The 24,598-nt window shown below is 65.3% G+C and carries 17 protein-coding genes; 12 read left to right on the top strand and 5 right to left on the bottom strand.

The features are described 5' to 3' along the window. Window position 1 precedes the first annotated feature (1 nt). The 4 genes from TV39_RS14920 to TV39_RS14905 all read left to right on the top strand — a co-directional run bounded on the left by TV39_RS14920 (window position 2) and on the right by TV39_RS14905 (window position 7,761). Window positions 2-2,047: an acyltransferase family protein gene (locus TV39_RS14920; protein ID WP_043482895.1), complete on the top strand. Its 2,046-nt coding sequence runs from the start codon at window positions 2-4 to the stop codon at window positions 2,045-2,047. After that, on the top strand, window positions 2,044-4,101 hold the full coding sequence (locus TV39_RS14915; RefSeq protein ID WP_043482892.1) for an acyltransferase family protein: 2,058 nt from the start codon (window positions 2,044-2,046) through the stop codon (window positions 4,099-4,101). Before TV39_RS14920 ends, TV39_RS14915 begins: the two co-directional genes overlap by 4 nt. A 210-nt stretch (window positions 4,102-4,311) precedes the next feature. After that, window positions 4,312-5,823 carry an IMP dehydrogenase gene (gene guaB, locus TV39_RS14910; RefSeq protein ID WP_043482889.1) on the top strand — a complete coding sequence of 504 codons (1,512 nt, stop codon included), beginning with the start codon at window positions 4,312-4,314 and terminating at the stop codon, window positions 5,821-5,823. A gap of 78 nt (window positions 5,824-5,901) precedes the next feature. Beyond that, window positions 5,902-7,761, top strand: a complete 1,860-nt coding sequence (locus TV39_RS14905; RefSeq protein WP_043482886.1) for an ABC transporter ATP-binding protein — start codon at window positions 5,902-5,904, stop codon at window positions 7,759-7,761. A 19-nt stretch (window positions 7,762-7,780) separates the two neighbouring features. On the opposite strand, the gene TV39_RS14900 is transcribed toward TV39_RS14905, so the two are convergent. The 4 genes from TV39_RS14900 to TV39_RS14885 form a co-directional block, all read right to left on the bottom strand. Continuing rightward, a complete protein-coding gene (locus TV39_RS14900) occupies window positions 7,781-8,302 on the bottom strand; it encodes a hypothetical protein (RefSeq protein ID WP_043482883.1) in 522 nt (173 codons plus the stop codon). Further along, a complete protein-coding gene (locus TV39_RS22135) occupies window positions 8,299-8,949 on the bottom strand; it encodes a hypothetical protein (RefSeq protein WP_144406432.1) in 651 nt (216 codons plus the stop codon). Before TV39_RS22135 ends, TV39_RS14900 begins: the two co-directional genes overlap by 4 nt. Window positions 8,950-9,006: 57 nt before the next feature. Continuing rightward, window positions 9,007-9,933, bottom strand: coding sequence for a WXG100 family type VII secretion target (locus TV39_RS14890; protein ID WP_043482879.1), 927 nt, complete (start codon window positions 9,931-9,933; stop codon window positions 9,007-9,009). A gap of 217 nt (window positions 9,934-10,150) precedes the next feature. Continuing rightward, complete coding sequence (locus TV39_RS14885) at window positions 10,151-12,079, bottom strand: S8 family peptidase (RefSeq protein ID WP_235347406.1); 1,929 nt, start codon at window positions 12,077-12,079, stop codon at window positions 10,151-10,153. Window positions 12,080-12,299: 220 nt separating this feature from the next. Here TV39_RS14885 and TV39_RS14880 point away from each other — a divergent pair, with 220 nt between their 5' ends. The 3 genes from TV39_RS14880 (at window position 12,300) to TV39_RS14870 (ending at window position 15,851) form a co-directional block, all read left to right on the top strand. After that, complete coding sequence (locus tag TV39_RS14880; RefSeq protein WP_043482875.1) at window positions 12,300-13,436, top strand: GuaB3 family IMP dehydrogenase-related protein; 1,137 nt, start codon at window positions 12,300-12,302, stop codon at window positions 13,434-13,436. Window positions 13,437-13,559: 123 nt separating this feature from the next. After that, window positions 13,560-15,311, top strand: a complete 1,752-nt coding sequence (locus TV39_RS14875) for a glycerol-3-phosphate dehydrogenase/oxidase (protein WP_043482873.1) — start codon at window positions 13,560-13,562, stop codon at window positions 15,309-15,311. A 51-nt stretch (window positions 15,312-15,362) separates the two neighbouring features. Further along, window positions 15,363-15,851, top strand: a complete 489-nt coding sequence (locus TV39_RS14870; RefSeq protein WP_043482871.1) for a PTS sugar transporter subunit IIA — start codon at window positions 15,363-15,365, stop codon at window positions 15,849-15,851. Between the two features lie 19 nt (window positions 15,852-15,870). On the opposite strand, the gene map is transcribed toward TV39_RS14870, so the two are convergent. Continuing rightward, a complete protein-coding gene (map, locus tag TV39_RS14865; protein WP_043482869.1) occupies window positions 15,871-16,653 on the bottom strand; it encodes a type I methionyl aminopeptidase in 783 nt (260 codons plus the stop codon). Window positions 16,654-16,719: 66 nt separating this feature from the next. On the opposite strand from map, the gene TV39_RS14860 reads away from it, so the two are divergent. From TV39_RS14860 to TV39_RS14840, 5 genes are all read left to right on the top strand, one after another. Beyond that, window positions 16,720-17,034 carry a helix-turn-helix domain-containing protein gene (locus TV39_RS14860; protein ID WP_043482865.1) on the top strand — a complete coding sequence of 105 codons (315 nt, stop codon included), beginning with the start codon at window positions 16,720-16,722 and terminating at the stop codon, window positions 17,032-17,034. Between the two features lie 59 nt (window positions 17,035-17,093). Beyond that, the gene (locus TV39_RS14855) at window positions 17,094-17,981 is read left to right on the top strand and encodes an SURF1 family protein (RefSeq protein WP_043482863.1); all 888 of its coding nucleotides are present in this window, start codon (window positions 17,094-17,096) and stop codon (window positions 17,979-17,981) included. After that, window positions 17,978-18,490, top strand: coding sequence for a DUF3817 domain-containing protein (locus TV39_RS14850; RefSeq protein ID WP_043482861.1), 513 nt, complete (start codon window positions 17,978-17,980; stop codon window positions 18,488-18,490). Before TV39_RS14855 ends, TV39_RS14850 begins: the two co-directional genes overlap by 4 nt. An 83-nt stretch (window positions 18,491-18,573) precedes the next feature. Beyond that, entirely contained in the window at window positions 18,574-20,163 is a 1,590-nt protein-coding gene (gene guaA, locus TV39_RS14845; RefSeq protein ID WP_043482858.1) for a glutamine-hydrolyzing GMP synthase, read from the top strand. A 130-nt stretch (window positions 20,164-20,293) separates the two neighbouring features. Beyond that, window positions 20,294-24,517: an ATPase AAA gene (locus TV39_RS14840; protein ID WP_043482855.1), complete on the top strand. Its 4,224-nt coding sequence runs from the start codon at window positions 20,294-20,296 to the stop codon at window positions 24,515-24,517. Window positions 24,518-24,598 lie beyond the last annotated feature (81 nt).

Below are 24,598 nucleotides of genomic sequence, written 5' to 3'. Positions count from 1 at the left end.
TGTGTCTATAGCGAGAGCCCTGGCCTCGCCGCGCCGCAGCGGCGCCGGTGTCGAGGCGGGCCGAAAATCAAAGTTCAGGCCCGAGATCCAGGGTTTGCGCTCCCTGGCCGTGCTCATGGTGGTCAGCTACCACGTCTGGTTCGGCCGGGTGTCCGGCGGCGTCGATGTGTTCCTGTTGATCTCCGCCTTCCTGATGACCCTGCAGTTCGTCGGCAAGTACGAGCAGGGCAGGCCGATGGCACTGTTCAAGCACTGGCTCCACTTGTTCCGGCGCCTCCTGCCGGCGGCCGTCACCGTCATCATCGCAGTCCTGGCGGCGAGCTCGCTGTTTCTGCCGCGCACACGCTGGCTCAGCATCATTTCCGAAGGCTGGGCGTCACTGTTCTACTTCGAGAACCGGCTGCTGCAGTCACAGGCCACCGACTACTATGCGACGGACCACAGCGGCGCCAGCCCTTTCCAGCATTTCTGGTCGCTCTCCATCCAGGGGCAGGTGTTCATTCTGTGGCCGCTGATTTTTGCCGCTGCAGCGCTCGTGGCCAAACGATACCGGCTGCACTACCGGATCCTGCTGGTCTATATCTTCGCCGGTGTATTCACGGTTTCACTGGTCTATTCGATCATCTTCACCCTGACAAACCAGGCGCAGGCCTATTTCGACACCGGCGCCCGGCTGTGGGAATTTGCCCTTGGAACGCTGGTGGCGCTCATTCTTCCCGGCCTCCGAATTCCGCGGACAGGGCGCATTGCCCTTGGCTGGTTGGGCATTGCGGCCATGTTGAGCTGCGGGATCCTGATCAACGTCCAGGGCGCATTTCCGGGAGTGGCGGCATTGTGGCCCACCCTCGCGGCGGCGGGCGTCATTGCAGCCGGGCAAACCGGCAGCCGGGTCGGCGTCGACAGGATCCTCAGCGCCGGGCCGCTGGTCCGGCTCGGAGACATCTCCTACGCCCTGTACCTATGGCATTGGCCAATCCTGGTCATTGCCCTGGCGGCGACGGGACGGGACCACGCCGGGCCGCTCTCCGGGACGGTGATCATTGTCGTCTCGATGATGCTGGCCTACCTCACCACCCGCTTTATTGAGAAACCATGGCGCGAATGGAAGTGGCCGGAGGTCAACCGCCGGCGGGCCCTCGTCTCGATCGCCCTGGTTCTGACGCTTGCTGCGGGTTCGCTGGGCGGAGCGCGCTATGCCATCCAGCTGCAGGCAGACGCCGCGCTGGCGCAGGCTGAATACAACAATCCGGGCGCCAGGAGCCTGATGCCCGGATATTCGGGGACTGCCGCTGCAGATGCAGTCCTCCTGCCGGACCTGGCCGACGTCAGCAGCGACTGGGCGGATTTCCCCGGCGGCTGCGAAGGCTTCCATGACCCGAACGGCATCCGTTGCAGCAACGGCGACGTGGAGTCACCCACGAAGACAATCGTGGTGTGGGGAAGTTCGCATGCCGGCGTCTGGGCGACGCCGGTCATGGAACTGGCCAAACGCTACAACTGGTCGGTGGTGTCGTACGTCAAGGCGCTGTGCCCGGTCACCGAGGGTGCCGATCCGACCATTCCGGAGGATTGCGTGGATTTCAACAAAGCCGTTTCCGCGGAATTTGCCAAGATCAAACCTGATCTGATTTTCACCACCAGCACCCGGGTCAGCCACGGCGAGCCCCGGACTGAATTCATGGATCCAGGCTGGGCCCGGATGCTGGAAGCCGCTGCCGGTTCCACTATTCCCGTGGTATCCGTCCGCGACACCCCACGGTTTACCGGGTCCGTACCGGAATGCCTGGCCCGGCATGCCGACGACGAAGCGGCCTGCGCAATGCCGCGGACAGACGCTTATCCCGGCGAGTCGCCGGCCAATGCCTACCCGAACGTGAAGAACCTGGACTTTTCAGACTACTTCTGCCCGGGGGACACGTGTCCGGCAGTGATCGGAAACATCATTGCCTACCTGGACGATAACCACCCGACCGCCACCTACATGAAGACCCTGGCGCCAATTTTCGAGGAACGCTTCATGGCGGTGACGGGCTGGAAGGAACAATGACGAGCCAAGCACTGAGTGGAGCCACGCAAGCCAGCGCCAACAAGGCGGCCAAGGAGGGGTACCGCCCCGAGGTGCAGGGACTCCGGGCCCTCGCAGTACTCATGGTGGTCACGTACCACGTCTGGCTGGGCCGGGTGTCCGGCGGGGTGGACATTTTCCTGCTTATTTCCGCGTTCCTGCTCACCCTCTCGTTCGTGCGGAAGGTGGAAAGCGGCCGCCCGCTCAAGCTGGTCAGCCACTGGCTGCACCTGTTCAAGCGGCTGCTGCCCGCCGCCGTCGTGGTTATCCTGGGTGTCCTCGCCGGCACGTGGGCCATCCTGCCGCAAAGCCGCTGGCCGGACATCCTGGACCAGGCCTGGGCCTCACTGCTTTACCGGCAGAACTGGCTGCTTGCGGACTCCGCCGTTGACTACTACGCCCAGGACCACTCCGGCGCGAGCCCCCTCCAGCATTTCTGGTCGCTGTCCATCCAGGGGCAGGTCTTTATCCTGTGGCCCCTGGTGTTTGCGGGAGCAGCCGTGCTGCACCGGGTCCTCCGCCGGCCCGCAATCAGCTACCGGCTGCTGCTGGCCGTTGCCTTTGGCGTGATATTTGCGGCGTCGCTGGCGTATTCCATTGACCAGACCGCCACCAACCAGGCCTACGCCTACTTTGATACCAGGACCCGGCTGTGGGAGTTCGCGCTGGGCTCCCTGCTGGCACTCGCGCTTCCGTACCTGAAGCCCGGAAAGATCCTGCGGGTCATCCTGGGCTGGGCCGGCGTGGCGGCGATGGTGTCCTGCGGCCTCCTGCTGACCGTGGACCGTTCCTTTCCCGGTTTTGTGGCGCTGTGGCCCACGCTGGCGGCCGCGGCGATCATTGTGGCCGGCCAGAGCGGCAGCCGCTTCGGCGCAGACCGCCTCCTGAGCTGGAAACCCCTCGTGTCGCTTGGCGACAACTCCTACGCGCTGTACCTCTGGCACTGGCCGCTGCTGGTCCTGGCCCTGGCCGGCACGGGTGTTGTCTCGCCGAACCTCATCCAGGGCCTTGCCATCGTGGCGGCGTCAGTGGTGATGGCCGTCCTCACCACCCGGTTCGTGGAAAAGCCGCTGCGCGAGTGGCACTGGCCGCAACGGCGGATCTGGCGGAACGCCGTCGTGATTGCGGCGTGCGGAGCCCTGCTCGCCGGGCCGGTGGCCCTGTGGCAGACCAAACTGACCGCCGACGAAGCTGCCGCCGCGGCGCAGCCCAGGGAACTGACTCCGGGTGCCGCCGCCCTGACCCCGGAGAACGCGGGCAAACCGACGCCGGAGGCGAAGATCATCCCGGCGCCGGCTGCCATGAAGAACGAATGGGCGGATATCGACGGCCTCTGCACCGACGGGAATGTGCCCGGTGATCCGCTGCTCTCCGGCTGCCTGCAGAACAGCAAGCCCGACGTTGTCACCAAAAGGATCGTGGTGCTGGGCGACTCGCACGCGCAGCAGTACATGGCCGCGCTGGGCCCGGTCGCCAAGGAGCATGGCTGGGAAGTGGTCACGCTCCTCAAGGGAAGCTGCCGCTTCGGTGCGGAGTCGGCCGAGCGTGATGCCGAGTGCAATGCCTTCAACAGAGCCAGCGCCGCATATGTGCTTGAACACAAGCCGGACGCCGTGTTCACCGTCGCGTCCCTGACGCACACGGACGCGCCGTTCGAGACCGAAGTTCCCGGCTACCTGGAGGGCATCAAGCCGTTCACCGACGCCGGAATGGACGTTGTGGGGGTCCGGGACAACCCGCGGTTCGGGTTCAACATGCCGGAGTGCGTGCAAAAGAGGGGCGCCGCCGCGGAGGAGTGCAATCCGCCGTTGGGCGAATCGCTCGCTGAATCGTCACCCCTGGACCAGTACCGCGGCAAGGTGGACGGACTCCACCTGATGGACATGAGCGACTTCATCTGCGCGGACGGCATCTGCCCGGCAGTGGTGGGCAACGTCTACGTCTATAAAGATGACAACCACCTGACCAAGACCTATGTGCAGACCATGATTCCCATGTTCGAGCAGCGGCTGCTGGCCGCCACCGGCTGGACCTGAGCCGGCGCAGCCGGGCGGCCAGACGCGGGCAGGTGCGGTTGCTCACATTACCGCCGCGGAATATGGGGATCGCCGCCGAGGTTCTAGAATTTATTCAACACTTCCGCACCAAGGCACCACCATCTGCACAGGCCAGTCCCGTAATGACGGGCTGGTCATCAGCTGCAACCCCTACCCGTGAACCCCGGAATTAAGGTAAGAGGCGCACTCATGACCCAGCCCGAACACAACCCGTTCGGCTTTATCGGCCTGACCTACGACGACGTCCTGCTCCTGCCCGGGCACACCGACGTCATCCCGTCAGAAGCAGACACATCCTCACGCATTTCCAAGCGCATCACTGTCCAGACGCCGCTGTTGTCCGCAGCCATGGACACCGTCACCGAGTCGCGCATGGCCATCGCCATGGCCCGCCAGGGCGGCCTGGGCGTGGTCCACCGCAACCTGTCCATCCAGGACCAGGCCGACCAGGTGGACCGTGTAAAGCGCAGCGAATCCGGGATGATCACCAACCCGCTGACCATCGGACCGGAAGCGACCCTGGCCGAACTGGACGAGATCTGCTCGCACTACCGCGTTTCCGGCCTGCCGGTGGTGGACGAGGGAATGCGGTTGCTGGGCATTGTCACCAACCGCGACACCCGCTTCGTGCCGGAAGCGGATTTCCCGATCCGCCTCGTCAGCGACGTGATGACCAAGATGCCCCTGGTCACCGGGCATGTAGGCATCAGCCGCGAGGAAGCCTCGCACAAGCTCGCCACCAACAAGATCGAAAAGCTTCCGCTGGTTGATGACCAGGGCCGGCTCAAGGGCCTCATCACTACGAAGGACTTCACCAAGGCCGAGCAGTACCCGCTGGCCACCAAGGACGACGAAGGCAGGCTCCGCGTCGGCGCCGCCATCGGCTTCTTCGGCGACGGCTGGGAACGCGCCATGACCCTCGTGGACGCCGGCGTGGACGCTTTGTTCGTGGACACGGCCAACGGACACTCCCAGGGCGTGCTGGACATGATCCGCCGCCTGAAGTCCGACCCCGCAGCCGCACACGTTGACATCATCGGCGGCCAGGCGGCCACCCGCGAAGGTGCGCAGGCGCTCATCGACGCCGGCGCCGACGGCATCAAAGTGGGCGTAGGCCCGGGCTCCATCTGCACCACACGCGTGGTGGCCGGTGTGGGCGTTCCGCAGATCACCGCCATCTACGAGTCCGCGAAGGCTGCCATCCCGGCCGGCGTTCCGCTGATCGCCGACGGCGGCCTCCAGTACTCGGGCGACATCGGCAAGGCGCTGGTTGCCGGCGCCGACACCGTGATGCTCGGTTCGCTGCTGGCCGGTTGCGACGAGTCACCCGGTGAGCTCATCTTCGTGAACGGCAAGCAGTTCAAGAGCTACCGCGGCATGGGTTCCCTCGGAGCCATGCAGACCCGCGGCAAGAACACGTCCTATTCCAAGGACCGCTACTTCCAGGCCGACGTTTCCGGCGACGACAAGCTGATCCCGGAAGGCATCGAAGGCCGCGTGGCCTACCGCGGCCCGCTGGCATCCGTTGCCTACCAGCTGGTGGGCGGCCTGCGCCAGACCATGTTCTACACCGGCGCCCCCACGGTCGCCGAGCTGAAGGCACGGGGCAAGTTCGTCCGGATCACTCCGGCCGGCCTCAAGGAATCGCACCCGCACGATATCCAGATGACGGTGGAAGCCCCGAACTACGGATCACGCTAGGTCCCGGCATTCGTCAAACAGGCCGTGGGGAGTTCCCCGCGGCCTGTTTGCTTCTGTGCGCAGCACTAGGCTGGAGGCATGTCCCAACCACGCCACCCCGCCGAACTAAGCCCGAAAAGGGACCCCCAGCGGCGGCTGGCCGTGAGGCCCTACGCGCGGGCTGTGGCGCAGGTGCTGAGGGTCAGCTTCCGGGCCTCGCCTGCCGCCGTCGTGATGAAGGTGGTCGGTTCGCTGATTTCAGCGGTGCTGCCCCTGGTCACCACCTACTTTGCCGCGCTGACCACCACCGCCCTGGCTGCCGCGTACGCCGGCGATGCCGCTGCCGGCCAGCAGGCGATCGTCTACGTCATCGTTACCGCCGCCCTGGGCCTCTTTTGGGGTGCTTTCAGCAGCGTGGACCGCTACATCCAGCAACTCATGAGCTTCAGGGTCGGGGCCATCGTGGGGGACCTCATGTACGAGCGGTTCCTGGCACTCGAGTTCTGGCGCTACGACGACAAGGAAACGGTGGACCTGTACGACCGCGCCAAGCGGTTCTCCGATTCCTATGCCCGGGTCTTGGACCGGATCGCCGCGATCTTCACGCAGCTGGTGTCGGTGATCCTCGCGGTCGGAGCACTCCTGCTGGTCAGCTGGTGGATCGCGGTGATCGTGTTGGTGGCCATCGTCCCCAGCGTCTACCTGCAGTTCAAACTCTCCCGTGAGCAGATCGCGCACTGGAACACGCAGGTGGACTCCCGCCGCCAGCGCCGGATGATCGAAACCAACCTGCTGCGGCCGCAACATATTGCGGAGATGCGCCTCTACGGGATCGTTGGCTACCTGATGGGGCTCCGTTCCCGGCTCCGGGACGCGGATGAAAAGCGGCGGCTGGATTTCCAGAAGCGGTACATTCCCAAGCAGCTGGCGGCGGACGCCCTGCAATACGGAGCCGAGGTTGTTTCGCTGATCTGGGTGGTGGGCCAGATCATCGCCCGTGCCCAGCCGGTGGGGCAGTTCCTCTACGTCCAGCAGATTGTCAGCCGGGCCCTGTCCACGGCCAATAACCTGGTCTCCTCGCTCAGCTCCATCGACGAGGACCTGGCGAACCTCAAGGACTACGAACTCTTCATGGCGCTCCCGGTGCACTCCGAGCATGCCCCGCCGCTGTTGCAGGCGCCGAAGACCGTGGAGCTGCGGGACATCCGCTTCACGTACACGGGCAGCGACATTGAGGTGATCCGCGGCATCAGCATGACCATCCGCGAGGGCCAGCACATCGCCATCGTGGGGGAGAACGGCGCCGGCAAGTCCACCCTGATCCGGATTCTTGCCGGCCTCTACCGCCCCGATTCGGGGCAGGTGATGCTCGACGGCGTGGACCTCGCCGCCGTCGACGTCACGTCCTGGCACCGCCATCTGGCGGTGCTAAGCCAGGAATTCCTCAAGTATGAGTTCGCCACGGCAGCAGAGAACATTCTCTTTGGCGACGTCGATTCGCCGCGGGACGATGAGCGGATCCGGCGGGCAGCTTCAGACGCCGAGGCCCTCGAGTTCATCAACAAACTGCCCAACGGCCTGGACAACCACGTCAGCAACTGGATGGAAGATCCGCGCGGGCGCAAGGGCAGCGGATTGAGCGGCGGCCAGTGGCAGCGGCTTGCCATGGCCCGGAACTTCTACCGGAACGCCTCCTTCATGGTGATGGACGAGCCGACGTCGGCAATCGACGCCCTCGCCGAGCACCGGATCTTCACCCGGCTCTTCGCCGACCGCAGCAGTACGATCATCGCCATCAGCCACCGGCTCGCAACGATTGAGAAAGCGGACATCGTCTATATGCTCGAAGACGGGCGGATCGTTGAGCAGGGAACCCACCGCGAACTGGTGGCCCTCCGCGGCCGGTACTTCAGGATGTTCGAATCCCAGCTCACCGTGGACGAAGCTGAGGGGTTCTGACAGGTCAGCCGGCGCGCCCTCAGCGGCGTTCGAGCCACCGGGTGTACAGCTCGGCGCTGCCGATCATCAGCCGGCGTATGTATGCCAGCCCGGCACACACGCCAACTGCTAAAGTCACGATCATTGCCAGGACGGGAAGTATGTCCGGATAGGCGTCCTTGGGCGTGAGTATGGCCAGCGCGGCCACACCCAGCGCGGTGGCGATGAGGAACGTCCGGATCGTAATGGGAGTGGTCCTGATACCCTGCTCCACCCGCGGGATGTCGGCAGCCGGCTTGGGGAATTTGCGCGTGAAGCGAGGCATGGCGGTCAGTGCCCAGCCCATGGCGGACATCGCTGCACCCAGGATAACCAAGACCACGCCGGTTTCAGGGCTCCGTGCCAGCATCAGGGAAAAACCGGAATATGCCACACCGGAGGCTGCCAGTACAGCAGAGAACCACCAGGCGGAGAACACCCACGATCGGCGCTGCGCGAATCCGTATGCGGCCCCGGGCGTAATCACGGTCGGGTCTGTGCCCGTCAGGTCCGGGCGCGTCATGCTGGCCCTGCCAGCAGGGAGCGGACCACGGAGCCGGGCAGTTCAGCGGCCTGCAGGTCGCGGACTGTTAGCTGTCCGCTCTCGTCGACGGGTGCCGACGCCAGACTCAACACGCCGTTTTCGAGCACCTTGATGTTGGCAACCACCGGTTCGCCGTCCCGGTCGTAACGGCGGGAGGTGATGATACCGCCCGAAGGCGTCTGCGCCGAGCCGACGGCGTCGTTGACGGTGGCTTCCACCATGTCCAACGTATCGGCGTCATCGCTCATAGGCAGGCAAACGTACTCGCTCAAGGGTCGAAGGAAGAGTGCAATCCGGCCCGCTGGAGATTCGACGACATAAGCAGGCGCCACGGCATCCGGACCCACACGGGTGATGTCGAACCACAGAGTTGCCGTGCTAAAAACCCGGGCCAGGAAGTTGGCCGGGCCATGCAGGCTGACCACGTCGCCATCAACCGAAGCTGTGTCCCGGACGTTGAGAGTACCGACGCCGGCCCGGACTATGTCATGGTCATCAGGCAGGTCCGCAAGACCCAGCACGCGACGGGTTAGTGCTGTCCCCGGCCCTGGCTCAAACGCGAGGAGGGCCAAAATTTCGTGGCTCGTGACACGGTATGCCGTGTCGGGCAATGTCTGCTCAGTCATGTGTTCCTTATGGTCTGCTGTTGCTGCCTTGCACCAGGGCCACCCCGCCGCGGTCTGCTAGCCGAATCCGAGCTTACCGCCGACCCACCCCACGGCATCCTTGGCGCCGTCGACCAGGTCCTTGACACCGTCAACCGCGCCGTTGGCAAGGTCCTTAACACCGCCCACTACGCCCGAGCCGAAGTCCCAGATCCTCTTGGTGACAGGCACGTCGCCGGAGGCCATCGATGCCAGGCCCCACAGGAGGCCGGCGCCGCCGATGGCTGCCGCAACAGGCAGTCCGACGCCGCTGGCAGCAGCGATTCCCGCGGCTAACGCCAGGCCTCCGCCAACTGCACCATCAGCGACCCGGAAGGGATCGCGGTTCTCAATGCCTGACACGATGTCGAGGGCGCCGAGGACGATGCCCAGCCCGACGAGGCCCTTGCCGACGCCCCTCATGGCGTCAAAGAACTTGCTGACGCCCTTTTCGACCTGCGCAAGTTCGAGGTTCCAGCTGAACTTGTCTGCGACGAACTGCAGGGCGCTGGCAATGTCTGAAGTTGCGTTGCCGTCCTCTGTTACCCCCTTCTCCAGCAGCCATTCAATTCCTGAAGGCGCGTGTTCGTAGTTGGGGTCCGTAAAGGCATCGCCCCAGTTCCGTTCCTGAGCCGGAGTCGGTGGGGAAGCCGGTGCCGGGGCACCCGGCGCCGGGGAAGGGGTGTGGCCGCTTCCGGCATTGCTGGCTTGTTCCTGGTCGTTGGCATGGGCCAGCAAGAGCTTCGACTGGCTGTTAAGCGACTCCGAGGAGCGGTTCAGCAAGGGCCGCAGAGTGGAAGCCCATTCACTGCGGAACTTGTCGCCGTCTGAGCCCTTCCAGGCGGCCGATTGAACCAGGGAATTGACGGTGGATTCCACGTTCTTCAGCCGTGTTCCCGATTGTCCCAGGGATTTTGACAGCGTTCGAAGCTGGTTGATGTCAGCACCGTAAAAGCCTGGCGCCATAGTGTCCCCCAAGTTGTTTGGGCCGGCGATGCCTGCCTGCGGATTATCCGTCCAAACTATTCCATGAACCGAAGTCGTGCGATGGGGACTTGTCCCCCCGGGTTTCGCCGGGGGCGCCGGTTGACCGCGTGGCAAGCGCGGATCCACCCCGGACGCGGGAACCGCCGGCCGCGCCAGGGTGCGCGGGCGGCGGTTCCCGGACATTCCCGGCCGGAGGCTAGGAGGTGGTCACGGACGTGTCATCAAGGTAGAAGTAAGTCGACAGCGATGAATCCTCGACGCCCAGGAAGCGCAGGGTCACGCTCTTGCCTTTGTAGGCGGAAAGGTCCAGCTGCTTCTGGACGTAGCCGGTGGACTCGTTGAGGTTGGAGTACGTGGCCAGCGTGGTGGTGGTGCCGCCGCTGATCACCTGGACTTTGAGGGTGTCGTAGGCCGAGCTGGCAGTGGTCTCGTCTGACTGCACCTTCAAGTAGAAGGACAGCGACGCGGTGGACCCCGTGGAGGGGACAGCGAATGCCTGGTCCAGCTTGTAGGACGTTACCTGGCCCCAGCCATTGAGTCCTGCGTAGCGGGAACCGGTCCGGGCATTCGTCCCTGTCTCAAACGTGTCGGCGTGGTCGGAGGTCCAGGAGACTGCGCCCTCTTCGAAGCCGGGGTTCAGCAGGAGGTTGCCTGACGGCGGGGGAGTGGTCCCGCCCAGCAGCCCCATGGTCTTGGTGGCGTCCGAGAGTCCCGCCCCGCAGCCGGTGGTGCAGCCGCCCGGCATGGCGCGGGTTCCCTGCTTGAGCGTGGACTCAACCTGGGCGGGGGTGAGTGAGGAAGCCTTGGATTTCATCAGTGCGGCGAGCCCGGCCACGTGCGGAGCCGCCATGGAGGTCCCTTGGTAGTTGGCGTAGCCCGCCGAGGACGGCGTGGTGGTGCCGGTGTTGATGGTGGAGAGGATTCCGCCGCCGGTCACCCTGACGTCTCCGCCCGGCGCGGTCAGGTCAACCGTGGCGCCGTAGTTGGAGTAGTAGGAGAGGCTGCCGCTCGGGTTGCTCGCAGCCACACTCACCACGCTGTTGCAGTTCGCCGGGCGGAATCCGGAAGCATCCTGGTTGCTGTTGCCGGCGGCGACCACCACTGTGGCTCCCCGCGAAACCGCGGAATCGATGGCGGCCTGGTAGGTGCTGCCGCAGGAACCGGAGCCGCCCAGGCTCATGTTGATGACCTTGGCAGGGTTGGCATTGGCCGGGATGCCCGAGACGGTACCGCCGGCTGACCAGATGATCGCATCGGCAATGTCGGACAGCGAACCCCCGCACTTTGCGAGGACGCGGACCGGCACCACTTTGGCGTTGGGTGCCACGCCGGCCACTCCGGTGGCGTTGCCGGTCACGGCGGCCACGGTGCCGGCGACGTGGGTGCCGTGCCAGGAACTGTTGCCGGCCGTTGTCTGGCCGCACTCGCCGGCGGCGTACCAGTCGCCCTGGTCCTGCGCGTTGGCGTCGCGGCCGTTCCCGTCCCGTGCCGCGGTGGCGTCGGAGACAAAGTCATAACCGGGGAGCACGTTCGCGTCCAAGTCCGGGTGGGCCGTGATGCCGGTGTCGATCACGGCCACTGTCACGCCGGTTCCGGTGGCGACGTCCCATGCTCCGGGAATCCGCATGCCGTTGGTTGCGGTGAAATCCCATTGTTCGCCGTAGCGCGGGTCGTTGGGTGTGAGCGCCACGGTCATCCGGGCATCAGGCTCGACGGATTCGACCGACCCCGACGCCGCAATCCCGGCCATGAAGTCCCGGGCTGCCTGTCCGGCCAGGGCCTTGTCCGCCTCGATCAGCGTTCCGCCGGTGGCCAGGGTGCGGACCTCCTTGACCGTCACGCCCTGCGCGTTGGCAGCCTTGCCCCAGGCGTTGGCGCGGCCTTTCGGCGTGGCGTTGGCGGCGGTCTCCTTGTAATCCACGATGAACTTTGTGTAGGCCTCGCCGGCGGCCGCATCCTGCACCGGGGTGCTTTGAGCCGCGGCCTGTCCGGACGCGGAACCGTCTCCGGTTTGAGTGGTGGCGAAGACCGGTGAACCGGCGAAGGCCAGGGTGCCGACTGCCGCGGCGAGCGACAGCGCCAGTATGCGATGGCGCCTGATTGGTGCACTTGCTGCTTTTGCCAAAAGGAGCTTCTTTCTCGGATCGGGCATAGGTGTGGCCCGGAGGGTGGAGTGATGGACGGTCACGTGGTGGATCAGGTGGTAACCGAGAGTAAACGTAAAGGTATTTTCATAACTTGTAAATGGTTGACAAAGGTCGTCAATAAAGTGTGGACTATCAGTTTCCGCGATGACGGCGGGGAGTCGCCCCGCCGTATCCCGCGTGGTCAAGTAAAGTGGTCACGTGACTTATGAGATTGAGATTGGCCGTGGCAAGCGTGGGCGTCGTGCCTACTCCCTGGATGACATCGCGATCGTCCCCAACCGTCGTACGCGTGATCCCAAGGACGTTTCGGTCTCGTGGCAGATAGATGCCTACAAGTTCGACATGCCGGTCATCGCCGCGCCCATGGACTCCGCAATGTCCCCCGAAACCGCCATTGCCCTGGGCCGCCTCGGCGGCCTCGGGGTGCTGGACCTTGAGGGGCTGTGGACGCGGTATGAGGACCCCCAGTCCGTCCTCGACCAGATCGGCGCGCTGGAGGACGAGACCAACAGCCCCGCCGTCACCCGACGGATGCAGGAGCTCTACCAGGCGCCCATCCAACCGGAACTGATTACGTCACGCCTGGCCGAAATCCGTGCCGCCGGCGTGACCGTTGCCGGCTCGCTCACCCCGCAGCGCACCCAGGAACACTACAAGACCGTCGTCGCCGCCGGCGTCGACATTTTCGTGATCCGGGGCACCACGGTCTCCGCCGAGCACGTCTCCAAGGACCACGAACCGCTGAACCTCAAGCAGTTCATCTACGAGCTGGACGTTCCGGTGATCGTGGGCGGCGCTGCCGGTTACACCCCGGCCCTCCACCTCATGCGCACCGGCGCTGCCGGCGTGCTGGTGGGCTTCGGCGGCGGCGCCACCACCACCACCCGTCGGGCCCTGGGCATCCACTCGCCCATGGCGTCGGCAATTTCCGACGTCGCAGCAGCCCGCCGCGACTACATGGACGAGTCCGGCGGCCGTTACGTTCACGTCATTGCCGACGGCGGCATGGGGTCCTCCGGCGATATCGTCAAGGCCATTGCCATGGGCGCTGACGCCGTCATGCTCGGCAGCGCGCTTGCCCGCGCCGAAGAAGCTCCGGGCAAGGGCTGGCACTGGGGCCAGGAGGCCCACCACCTGGAGCTGCCGCGTGGTGACAGGGTCAACGTTGGCACCGTGGGCCCGCTTGAGGAGGTCCTTTTCGGGCCGGGCCACCACACCAACGGCACATCCAACCTGATCGGTGCCCTCCGCCGCTCCATGGCGACCACCGGCTATTCGGACCTGAAGGAATTCCAGCGGGTCGACGTCGTCGTGTCCCCGTACTCCGGAAACTGAGGCAGCGCCTTCGAAAGTGGCCGGTCCCGGACTCCGGGACCGGCCGCAATTGAGCCCTGCCCATCCGCATGCCTAGGAAGTAGTCTGGTGAACTACGAGGTTTGATGCGGATGGAGGCGTGAAATGAACAGTTCTTCCGGTGGTTCGTCTTTTCAGCTGGGGGCACTCGGCCCCGCGGCCCGGGAAGCGTCCCTGGCGGCGCTCAAGGCAACAATGGAGCCGGGCAAGGAACTTGACATCCTCATCGTCGGCGGTGGCATCGTGGGCACCGGCGCTGCCCTGGACGCCATCACGCGCGGCCTGAGCGTAGGCATCGTGGAGGCCAATGACTGGGCGGCTGGTACGTCCTCACGCTCCTCCAAGCTCATTCACGGCGGGCTTCGCTACCTCGAGATGCTCGATTTCGGGCTGGTGAAGGAAGCGCTGCATGAACGCGGCCTGTTGCTGTCGGAAATCGCCCCCCACCTGGCCCGGCCCGTACCCTTCCTCTACCCGCTGACCAAGCCTTTCTTCGAGCGGCCCTATGTTGGCGCGGGAATTGCCCTCTACGACGTCATGTCCATTTCCAGCGGCCACCAGCGGGGTGTTCCTTTCCACAAGCACCTTTCCCGCCGCGGCACGCTGCGCGCAGCGCCAAGCCTGAAGGACGACGCCTTCGTCGGGTCCATCCGCTACTACGACGGCCAGGTTGACGACGCCAAGTATGTAGCCAACCTGATCCGCACGGCCGCGTACTACGGTGCCCATGCAGTCAACCAAACGGCTGTGGTGGACTTCCTCCGCGAAGGTGAGCGGGTAGTGGGCGCCAAGGTGGTCAACCGCGAGGACGGCTCCACTTTCAGCATCCGGGCCAAGCAGGTCATCAACGCAACCGGCGTGTGGACCGACGAGACCCAGGCCATGGTGACGGACCGCGGGCAGCTGAAGGTCCGCGCGTCCAAGGGCATCCACCTTGTAGTGCCGCGCGACCGGTTCCAGTCAACCGTCGGCCTCATTTTGCGGACCGAGAAATCGGTGCTGTTCGTGATTCCGTGGGGGCGGCACTGGATCATCGGCACCACGGATACCGACTGGCATCTCGACAAGGCCCACCCGGCGGCGTCCAGCAAGGACATCGATTACATCCTCGAACACGTCAACAAGGTCCTCAAGCGGCCCCTGACGAGGGAAGACGTCGAAGGCGTCTATGCCGGGTTGCGGCCCCTGCTGGCGGGAGAGAACGACTCAACGGCCAAGCTGTCCCGCGAACACGTGGTGGCCCACCCGGTACCGGGCCTCGTGGTGGTGGCAGGCGGAAAGTGGACCACCTACCGTGTCATGGCCAAGGACGCGGTCGATGAAGCGACGCGGAGCATGGACGAACGCGTGGCGCCCAGCTGTACCGATTCCATCCCCCTGCTGGGAGCCAGCGGGTTCAAAGCAGCGTGGAACCGGCGCAACCGGACCGCCGAAGAGAGCGGCGTGCATGTGGCCAGGATTGAACACCTGCTCAACCGGTACGGATCGATGGCCACGGAGGTCCTGGCGCTCATCAAGGAGAACCCTGCCCTGGCCGAACCGCTGCCGGGCGCGGACGACTACCTCCAGGCCGAGGCCGTTTATGCGGCCACCCACGAAGGAGCCCGTCATGTACATGACGTATTGACGCGCAGAACGCGTATTTCGATCGAGTCCTGGGACCGGGGTGTGTCCGCCGTCCCGGTAGTCGCTAAGCTGATGGGAGAAATTCTTGGCTGGAGCGATGCGCAGCGCGAAAGCGAAATCAAGCATTACCTTGCCCGGGTGGAAGCCGAACGGCTGAGCCAGGAGCAGCCGGACGATGAATCTGCCGACGCCGCACGCCTGGGCGTCGAGGACATTGTCCCGTTGCGCTGACGCAAGGCGGATGACTGACGCGCGCCTCCTGCCTCACTGAAGGGACAACTCTTGGCGGAACCACTGGACCGGTACGATGCCGAACTCACCACACCGGAAATGGTGATTCTTGAGCTTGATGCCAAGGACAAGACCGACGCAGCGACCCAGCTGGCGGAACGCCTTTATGCGGCCGGGCGCGTGTCGGACCTCGAAGGCTTCCTGAAGCACGTCAATGCCCGGGAGCACCAGCTGGCCACCGGCCTGCCCGGGGGAGTGGGTCTGCCGCACGCCCGCAGTGAGTTCGTGTCCCGGACCTCGATCGCCGTGGGAATCACCAAGTACGGAAAAGCCCTGGACTTCGGTGCCGCCGACGGCCCCGCCACAGTCATCCTGTTGATTGCGACGCCGGCAAGTTCCTTTTCGGACCACCTCGAAGTACTGGCCACGCTGGCCCGCTCGCTGTCAAAGGAATCGTTCCGGGAATCCCTTCGCCGGGCCTACGACCCCGAGGTGATCGCGGAGCTCATCAACTCCAGCCTGGTGTTCTTCGACCACTAGTGGGCTGATCGGGCACCCCTCACGAGTGTGCCTGCGTCGGCAAGGTGAGGATCTCCGCTCCATCGTTGGTGATGGCGATCGTGTGCTCACTGTGTGCTGTGCGGCAGCCCGTCGCGCTTCGGAGCGTCCACCCGTCGGCGTCCGTGATGAGTTCCGCGGTGTCGGCCATGACCCACGGCTCCAGTGCGAGCAGCAGCCCGGGCCGCAGTTTGTACCCACGGCCGGGCCGTCCGGTGTTTGGGACGTGCGGGTCCTGGTGCATCGTCGATCCGATGCCATGACCTCCGAACTCGGTGTTCACCGGGTACCCCGCCTCGCTGAGGACGGAGCCGATGGCATGGGAGATGTCACCGATGCGGGCCCCCGGCCCGGCAGCGGCTATCCCGGCGCTCAAGGCTCGCTCCGTCGCGCTGATCATCGCGGTGCTCTCCGGCGGCTTTGAGTCGCCCACGATGAAGCTGATGGCGGAGTCTGCAGCGACGCCTCCTTTGGAGACGGCGAGGTCGAGCGTCAGCAGGTCGCCGTCGGCAAGCGTGTAGTCGTGCGGCAGTCCGTGGAGCACGGCGTCGTTGACGCCCGTGCAGATGTAGTGGCCGAACGGCCCGCGTCCGAAAGATGGCTCGTAGTCAACGTAACAGGACAGTGCCCCGGCCTCGATGATCATCGCCCGTGCCCACCGGTCGATGTCCAGGAGGTTCGTGCCCACCGTACTCCGGCTCTTCAGCGTCTGCAGGATGTCGGCGACCAAGGCACCTGCCACTCTTGCCCGGTCCACTTCGGCGGGGTTCAGGATCTCGATCATGCGGCGCCTTCCTCTTGCATCCAATAACTATCCCGGCCATATTATCCCGGTACTATAATCGGAGCCATGGTTAGACTCCCACTCACACCCGCAGAAGTCGAGCGCGGAGAACGCCTCGGTGCCCTGTTGCGTCGCGCCAGGGGCGAGCGCTCGATGCTCGAAACCGCGCTCGACGCACGTGTTTCGCCGGAGACCCTCCGGAAGATTGAGACGGGCCGCATAGCGACGCCCGCCTTCCCGACCATCGCTGCGATCGCCGATGTCCTCGGGCTCTCCCTCGATGCCGTGTGGGCGGAGATTAGCCAGGCCGGCCGGGGTGTTGAACCGACCAGCGCCGATCACAACGCACGTGGGCGGCTCTCAGCGGGTGTCCCTGCCTAGGACAACTTGGGGCACGGCCCGTTTCGTTGTTCTACACGAGTACGAAGTACGGTTAAGGTGTGTTGAAAACTGCCCTCAAACCCCGCTGGATCGCAGGCCTGGTGTTTGCGATCGTCATCTCGGGGGTTTTTGTGCTGCTGAGCCAGTGGCAATTCGGCCGCTCAACCCAGCCGGAGGTGCCGGTTTCCACCGGCACCGAAGACGTCAAGCAGCTGATCACGGTGCTCCGGCCGGGTGAATTCTTCCACGGCTCCGTGGCGGACCAGATGGTCACGGCCAAAGGATCCTACGATCCCGACAAGCAGGTACTGGTCCCGAACCGCCTTCATGACGGCGCCACCGGGTACTGGGTGGTTTCCGCGTTTTCGGTTCAGGGTGCTCCTGTCCTCAGCGGCGCAGGGGCAACGCCCCAAACCTGGATACCGGTCGCCCGCGGATGGGTGGCCGACCCCGCCCAGGCGGACGCGCCGCCGTCGGGCGTTGTTGAACTGACCGGGCGCCTCCTGCCCTCCGAAGCCCCGCTGCCGAACACCGCCCCCGAACCCGGACGCGCCACGGCAGTATCGGTGGCGGAACTCATCAACGCCTGGGAAGTCAGCAGCTACCCGGGATTCGTGGCGGCTACCTCCGAGCTGGCCGCCGGCGCTGACGTCAGCGCCGCGGCCGTCAACGGTGAACTGAAGCCCCTGAACATCGGCCCGCAGCCGCCGGCCCAGCAGGTGAACTGGCTCAACCTGTTCTACTCCGTGGAGTGGATAGTGTTCGCCGGGTTCGCGCTGTTCATCTGGTGGCGAATGGTGAAAGACGACTACCGCCGCGACCTCGAGGACGAGTTCGACGACGAACATTCCGAAGGCGATGCCCGACCCGTAGACCCACAGCAAGCCGCGCCGCACGCCAACACCTCAGATAATCCGAGCCCGAATGAACAAAAGGTACAGCCATGATCGACCCCAAGCCGGCCATCCAGCCCCAGCCGTCCCAGACCGGCGGATCGGGCACCGTAAAGAAGCGCAGGTTCGGCGGGACTGAAGCCCAGATCCGGTCCGCCCTGAAGTTCTACAAAGTCATGGCCTACCTGACGGGCGGGATGCTCCTCCTGCTGTGCGCCGAACTGGTTGCCCGTTACGCCTTCGGCCAGTACCTGTTCGCAGGCGGCACCAACGCGGTCACGGGCCAGACGTTTGGCTTCGGGTTCGCAGACGCCGAGCCGCAGGGCGTCCTCGGGGGAGTCAACCTCTCCGTGGCGGTGCTGATTGTGCACGGCTGGATGTACGTTGTGTACCTGATGTCCAACTTCCGCCTGTGGTCGCTGATGCGGTGGCCCTTCGCCAAACTGATTCTCCTGGCCCTGGGCGGTGTGGTTCCGTTCCTGTCCTTCGTGGTGGAGAAGAAGTTCCACGCCGAGGTGGAGGCCGAACTCGCCGCGAATCCACAGGCGTCCAAGCGCTACTGAACCGCCGTCCCGGGTCCTGTGAGATCGCTTACCCGCGGCTTCTCAAGGTGCGGGTGACCGGCGGCGCAAAGTAGTCTAGGACGGTGACTACTCCCACTGCACCCCAGACTTCCCAGAAGCCGGTGCTGGTTGTTGACTACGGTGCCCAGTACGCGCAGCTGATTGCCCGCCGCGTCCGGGAAGCGAATGTGTATTCGGAAGTGGTTCCGCATACCTATAGCACCGAGCAACTGCTGGCCAAGAACCCCGCCGCCATCATCCTTTCCGGTGGCCCTTCCAGCGTGTACGCGGAAGGCGCACCGAGTGTGGGTGCTGACCTCTTTGAAGCCGGGATCCCCGTTTTCGGCATCTGCTACGGCTTCCAGGCGATGGCCAACGCGCTGGGCGGAAAAGTCGACAAGACGGGCCTGCGCGAATACGGCTCCACCCGGACCACCATTCTCGGCGAGGGACGCTCCGTGCTCGAAGGGATGCCGCAGCACCAGAACACCTGGATGAGCCACGGGGACTCCGTGCACGCTGCTCCCGAAGGTTTTGAAGTGCTTGCGACGACGGCGGGCGCGGAAGTGGCTGCCTTCGCCAACGAGGAGAAGTGCCTGTACGGCGTGCAGTGGCACCCGGAGGTGAAGCACTCCGCTTACGGCCAGCAGGTACTCGAGAACTTCCTGTTCAAGGGCGCCAAGCTGGAACCCAACTGGACCACGGGGAACATCCTCGAGGAGCAGGTGGACCGGATCCGCAAGCAGATCGGCGATGCCCGGGTCATCTGCGGACTCTCCGGCGGCGTTGACTCCGCGGTTGCCGCAGCACTGGTCCAGCGCGCCGTCGGCGACCAGCTGACCTGCGTGTTCGTTGACCACGGCCTGCTGCGCGAAGGCGAAGCCGAACAGGTGGAACGCGACTTCGTGGCCGCTACCGGCGTCAAGCTGTATGTTGCCAACGAGCAGGAGCGCTTCCAGGCGGCCCTGGCCGGCGTCAGCGATCCGGAGACGAAGCGCAAGATCATCGGCCGTGAGTTCATCCGCGCGTTCGAAGAGGCTGAACTGGCCATCATCGCCGAGGCAGCCGCGCACGGTGAGAAGATCAAGTTCCTGGTCCAGGGCACGCTGTACCCGGACGTCGTTGAATCCGGCGGCGGCGAAGGTGCAGCCAACATCAAGAGCCACCACAACGTGGGCGGTCTTCCCGAGGACCTGCAGTTCGAGCTGGTTGAACCGCTGCGCGCCCTGTTCAAGGACGAGGTCCGTGCCGTTGGCGCCCAGCTGGGGCTGCCGCAGGAAATCGTCGGCCGCCAGCCGTTCCCCGGGCCCGGCCTCGGAATCCGCATCGTTGGTGAGGTCACCAAGGAACGCCTGGACCTGCTCCGCAAGGCGGACGCCATTGCCCGTGCCGAACTGACCGCCGCCGGCCTGGACAACGAGGTGTGGCAGATGCCTGTGGTCCTGCTCGCCGATGTCCGCAGCGTCGGCGTTATGGGCGACGGCCGCACCTACGGTCACCCGATCGTGCTCCGTCCCGTCTCGTCCGAAGACGCGATGACCGCCGACTGGTCACGGCTTCCTTACGACCTGCTGGCGAGAATTTCCAACCGCATTACCAATGAGGTGGAAGGCGTCAACCGGGTGGTCCTGGACGTGACCAGCAAGCCGCCGGGAACCATCGAGTGGGAATAGCACTGTGAGTGGCCGGTCTCAGCGATGAGACCGGCCACTTTGTTTTATTCACGCTAAATCCGGCGCAATTTTGGCCCGCTCCAGTGTTGCGGTCTCTCACTGGGCCCCGATACGGGCTACGCTCGAAAGTATGCCGGTATGGTCCAGGGCGTCACGTGCAAACGCAGAAAAGAAGGCAGTAGTGTCAGTTGGTCAAGGCCTCCCAGAGGGCTCCGAAGAGCTCAGGAAGTGGCTGTCGGGGCTTAAACCGGTCACCGGAGCAGACACGATGCTGCGTTTCACCAAGACGCCGGAAGGCTCCATCGACATCACCCATGCGCATCCGTCCGGACTGGCGCAGCTCATGGCGGGGCGGCGCACACGCCTGTCCACGCTCATCCGTGACCACGATCAGTACGTCGTTGCGGCGAGGGCTTCGCGCAACCTCCGCTCGAAGATCTTCGAGCTCAGCAATGACCGGGGCATCGACGCCGGGTATTTTTCGGCCGGAACGGTGTCCTGGACATCGGCTGTAGGCGGAAAGCCGCAGCGGGTGTCTGCGCCGGTCATGCTGACCGCCATTTCCCTGACCGTCCGTCCGGGCGAGGACGACTACGAACTTCAGCTGACGGAGCAGGCCCAGATCAATCCGGCACTGATCCGGCACCTGAAGACAATCCACGGGATAGTTTTCGATGTCAACGCCGTGACCCGGATGGCCTACAGCACGGCCCGCTTCGATCCCCAGCCCGTCCTGGACCGCCTGGGTACGCTCATCAAGCCCATCCACGGGGCCGAAGTGGAACACAACCTGCTCGTGTCAACGTTTGCGGACCTTTCCGGAAACCTCGACGACCCGTGGATCAACCAGAACAACCCCCTGGTAGCTGCCCTGGCCAGTGCCGCAGCCGGCGACGCCGTGGAGGTGGCCGAGCTCGCCGAGGACCGCTTCCAGGACATCGACCAGCGGGATCCGGCCGATGAGCTGCTGCTCCTCGACGCCGACGCCGACCAGCAGTATGTGGTGGACGCCGTGCGTGCCGGTGACTCGCTCCTGGTCAGCAGCCCGCCCGGTACGGGGCAGACACAGACTGCCATCAACACCATCGGCGCCCTGGTGGACGAGGGAAAGACCGTCCTGGTGGTGGGCGACCGCCGGGCCAGCCTCAGTGAGATCGGAGCCCAGCTGGAGACGCTGGGCCTGGAATCCATCTTGTTTGCGCTCTCCGGAACGGCTAGTCCGCTGCAACTCAAGGGCCAGCTGGTGCGGGCCATCGTCCGGAACGAGAAGTCGCTTCAGCCCCAGCTCCAAAATCTCCACACCACGCTGGCAGAGCACCGGCATGCCCTCATGGACCACGTGGCCTCGCTGCACAACGTCCGTGAGCGCTGGGGCTGCTCGCCCTACCAGGCCATGCAGTCGCTGGCCGAGCTGACATCCATCCAGCCGACGCCGCCCGCCACCACGGTGCGCCTGAAGCGAAGCGTCCTGGACAACATCCGCGACCGTGAGGAGCTTGCCGGCCGACTTCACCGTGCGGCCGAGCTGGGCAGTTTCAGCCGGGCTTCCACGGCCAGCCCCTGGCACGGCGCGCGGCTCCTGACCCGCAAGGAAACCGAAGAGGCGCAGGACGTTGCCCGCTCGGTCGAGAAGAACCTGCCAGTGCTCCGCAACCGTATGAACGAGGTGGCAGAGCACGCCCAGATACGCCTCGGCACGACCTTCCACGAATGGGGCGCCCAGCTCGAGTTGCTGATGGCGGTCAGGGAGAGCCTGGACAAATTCACCCCGGACATCTTCGACCGGCCGGTCCACGACCTCATCTCCGCGACAGCCACCTCCCCGTGGCGCCGCGAACGGAACATCGAGATGCCTTCCATGCAGCGTTCCCGGCTGCGGCGCGTTGCCAAGGAATACGTCCGCCCCGGCGTGCACATCGCTGACCTCCACAGCTCATTGGTGCTGGTCCAGGAGCAGCGGGCGCTCTGGGCGGAATACGCCACCACGCAGCGCCATCCCGCAGTGCCGTCCGGCCTGGGTGAAGTGAATGTGATGTACCGCAGCCTGGAGCGGGAACTGGCCCAGCTGGGTGCGGCCGTCAAGCATACAGAGGCAGGCGGGGACCTCCAGCACACGCCCTACGAAGAACTGATGGAACGCCTGGAGCGGCTGGTGGCCGACACCCGGACGCTCAAGACGCTTCCGGAGCGAACGCTCCTCATCGAGAACATGCGCGAGCACGGACTCGGGGAACTGCTTGCCGACCTGGCAGAGCGGGAAGTGCCGGCGGCATCCGTCGCGGCGGAGCTGGAACTTGCCTGGTGGCAGTCGGCCCTTGAGGCGATGATCAGCGGTGACGACTATCTGGCGATGTCCGACGGCGACGCCCTGCGGCAGCTCGAAGCCGAATACCGCCTGGCGGACAATGCCCACATCGCCAGCGGTGCGGCGCGGCTGCGGTGGAAGCTGTCCGAACGGTGGCGCGCCGGCATTGCCGAGAACCCCCGGCAGGCAGACCTGCTCCGGAGCCTCCTGAAGGACGGCCGGGTCACGCTGGCCGCCCTCACGGCGCAGGCCCCGGCTCTGGTTCCCATGCTGGTACCGGTATGGTCGGTGAGCCCCTACCTGATGACCGGACTGCTGCCGGCTGAGCAGAAGTTCGACGCCGTGGTCATCCTCGACGCCGAGGCCACCTCCCTCCAGGCGGTCCTGCCGGCGATCGCCCGGGCCAAACAGGTTATTGCCTTCGGTGACGATAAGATCGCCAGCCCCCGCACCTTCACCGTCGGCGTCGAGCGGCTGGCTGCCGGCGAGACGGCCCACCAGAGCGTCGAGAGTGCCTACACGGCCTTGTCCGCGGTGCTGCCGACCCGGCGGCTGACCTGCGCGTACCGGGCAGTTGACGAGGACCTCGTGCTGCAACTGAGCAAGAGTTTCTACGACGGGCACCTCCACAGGCTCCCCGAGGGTCAGACAGCCACCGGACTGGACCGCGCCCTGCTGGTGGAATACCTGCCGGACGGCACCGGTCTCCCGAGCGCCGACCAGGAAGGCGTTGAATCCGCCGTAGCTGAGGTCAACCGGGTGGTTGAGCTCGTGTTTGAGCACGCCCGCCTGCGGCCAAGGACCTCCCTCGCCGTGGTCACGGCCAGCCTCCGCCACGCCGCCAGGATCGGCGAGGCCATCCGGCTGCAGCTGCCCAACTACCCGCTGCTGGCAAGTTTCTTCACGGCCGGACCGGAATCCTTCCGTGTGGTGGACCTGGAACGTGCCCAGGGCCTGGTCCGCGACCACGTGATCTTCTCCCCGGGTTATGGCCGCACGCCGCACGGCCGCGCGCTCCACAATTTCGGACCGTTGTCCGCTGAAGGCGGCCGGGCGAAATTCGCGCTGGCCATGACCCGTGCGCGGCGTTCCCTGCATGTGCTCAGCTGCTTCAAGCCGGAGGACCTGGATGTCAGCCGCCTCAGCCATGGCGCAGTGGACTTCTATGAGCTGCTGGACCGCGAGATTGCCGGCAACACCGACCTGGGCACCCCCGCGTCGCGCGCAGCAGCCAGCGAGCAGGCACTGGGGGCGGACCCGCTGGTGGCAGACCTCGGTGACAGGCTGCGTGCCCGGGGAGCCAGGGTCTGGCACCAGTACGACGGCGTGCTTGACGTTGCCGCCGCCGCGGACCCGGTGAATTCCATCGGTCACGATGACGCCGAAATCCCCAGGCCCGTGGCTATTGAGTCGGACGGAACTGAGCAATACCGGCGAATGAGCGTCCGGGAACGGAGCAGGCTCCGCCCGCAACTGCTGGAACGCCTTGGCTGGCGCTACATGCCCCTGTGGACCATCGAGGTGTTCACGGATCCGTCCGCCTGCGCTGACCGGATCGGCGGTTACCTCGGGCTGGAGAAGCCCGTTGTCACCGGCTTCTCATCCGCCTCGCAGTCGTTCTTCGAGGACGACGTGGACAACCTGACGCTGAACAGCGCCGACCGCGGCAATAACGGTGCTGATGAGGAAGCCCAAGCGGAGAGCGGCACTCCAGGCGGTGCGGCCCCCCGGGACAACCACTCGGTATCCTTGGAGGAGCGCCGCGCGTCCCGGGACGAGGCCCATGGCGCCGGCAGCGAAGCAGTGGAAGACACCAAGGAATACGGCATGGACACAAACAGCAGCGCAACGGACAGCCAGGACGCTCCCGGGCCCGGGTCGGACGAACCAGCGACGGACAGGTTGCGTCAGCCGGCGGGTGTCGGCGCGGCGTCGGGAGTGCTGCCGAACAAGGCAGCCGAAGATGACCCGAAACGCTGGGGCGATCACGGTTCGGACTACGACCACGATGCCTGGCTGCAGGAGCAGAAACCCCCGCACTGGGGCTAAGGCCAGCACAGCACGCCCGCCACCGCAGGGTTAGCCGGGCGGCCACGTAGGCAGCCCCAGGGCGGCCGCCGTGCAGCAAGC

Origin of the sequence: Arthrobacter sp. SPG23, from assembly GCF_000876655.1 — a bacterium.
Classification (GTDB): domain Bacteria; phylum Actinomycetota; class Actinomycetes; order Actinomycetales; family Micrococcaceae; genus Arthrobacter.
This window is presented reverse-complemented; position numbering and strand designations above follow the sequence as displayed.

Excerpts from the sequence above, each read along its gene's own strand:
- TV39_RS14915 (WP_043482892.1), top strand. The coding sequence starts at position 2,044 with ATGACGAGCCAAGCACTGAGTGGAGCCACGCAAGCCAGCGCCAACAAG.
- guaB (WP_043482889.1), top strand. The coding sequence starts at position 4,312 with ATGACCCAGCCCGAACACAACCCGTTCGGCTTTATCGGCCTGACCTAC.
- TV39_RS14905 (WP_043482886.1), top strand. The coding sequence starts at position 5,902 with ATGTCCCAACCACGCCACCCCGCCGAACTAAGCCCGAAAAGGGACCCC.
- TV39_RS14900 (WP_043482883.1), bottom strand. The coding sequence starts at position 8,302 with ATGACGCGCCCGGACCTGACGGGCACAGACCCGACCGTGATTACGCCC.
- TV39_RS22135 (WP_144406432.1), bottom strand. The coding sequence starts at position 8,949 with ATGACTGAGCAGACATTGCCCGACACGGCATACCGTGTCACGAGCCAC.
- TV39_RS14890 (WP_043482879.1), bottom strand. The coding sequence starts at position 9,933 with ATGGCGCCAGGCTTTTACGGTGCTGACATCAACCAGCTTCGAACGCTG.
- TV39_RS14875 (WP_043482873.1), top strand. The coding sequence starts at position 13,560 with ATGAACAGTTCTTCCGGTGGTTCGTCTTTTCAGCTGGGGGCACTCGGC.
- map (WP_043482869.1), bottom strand. The coding sequence starts at position 16,653 with ATGATCGAGATCCTGAACCCCGCCGAAGTGGACCGGGCAAGAGTGGCA.
- TV39_RS14860 (WP_043482865.1), top strand. The coding sequence starts at position 16,720 with ATGGTTAGACTCCCACTCACACCCGCAGAAGTCGAGCGCGGAGAACGC.
- TV39_RS14850 (WP_043482861.1), top strand. The coding sequence starts at position 17,978 with ATGATCGACCCCAAGCCGGCCATCCAGCCCCAGCCGTCCCAGACCGGC.
- TV39_RS14840 (WP_043482855.1), top strand. The coding sequence starts at position 20,294 with ATGCCGGTATGGTCCAGGGCGTCACGTGCAAACGCAGAAAAGAAGGCA.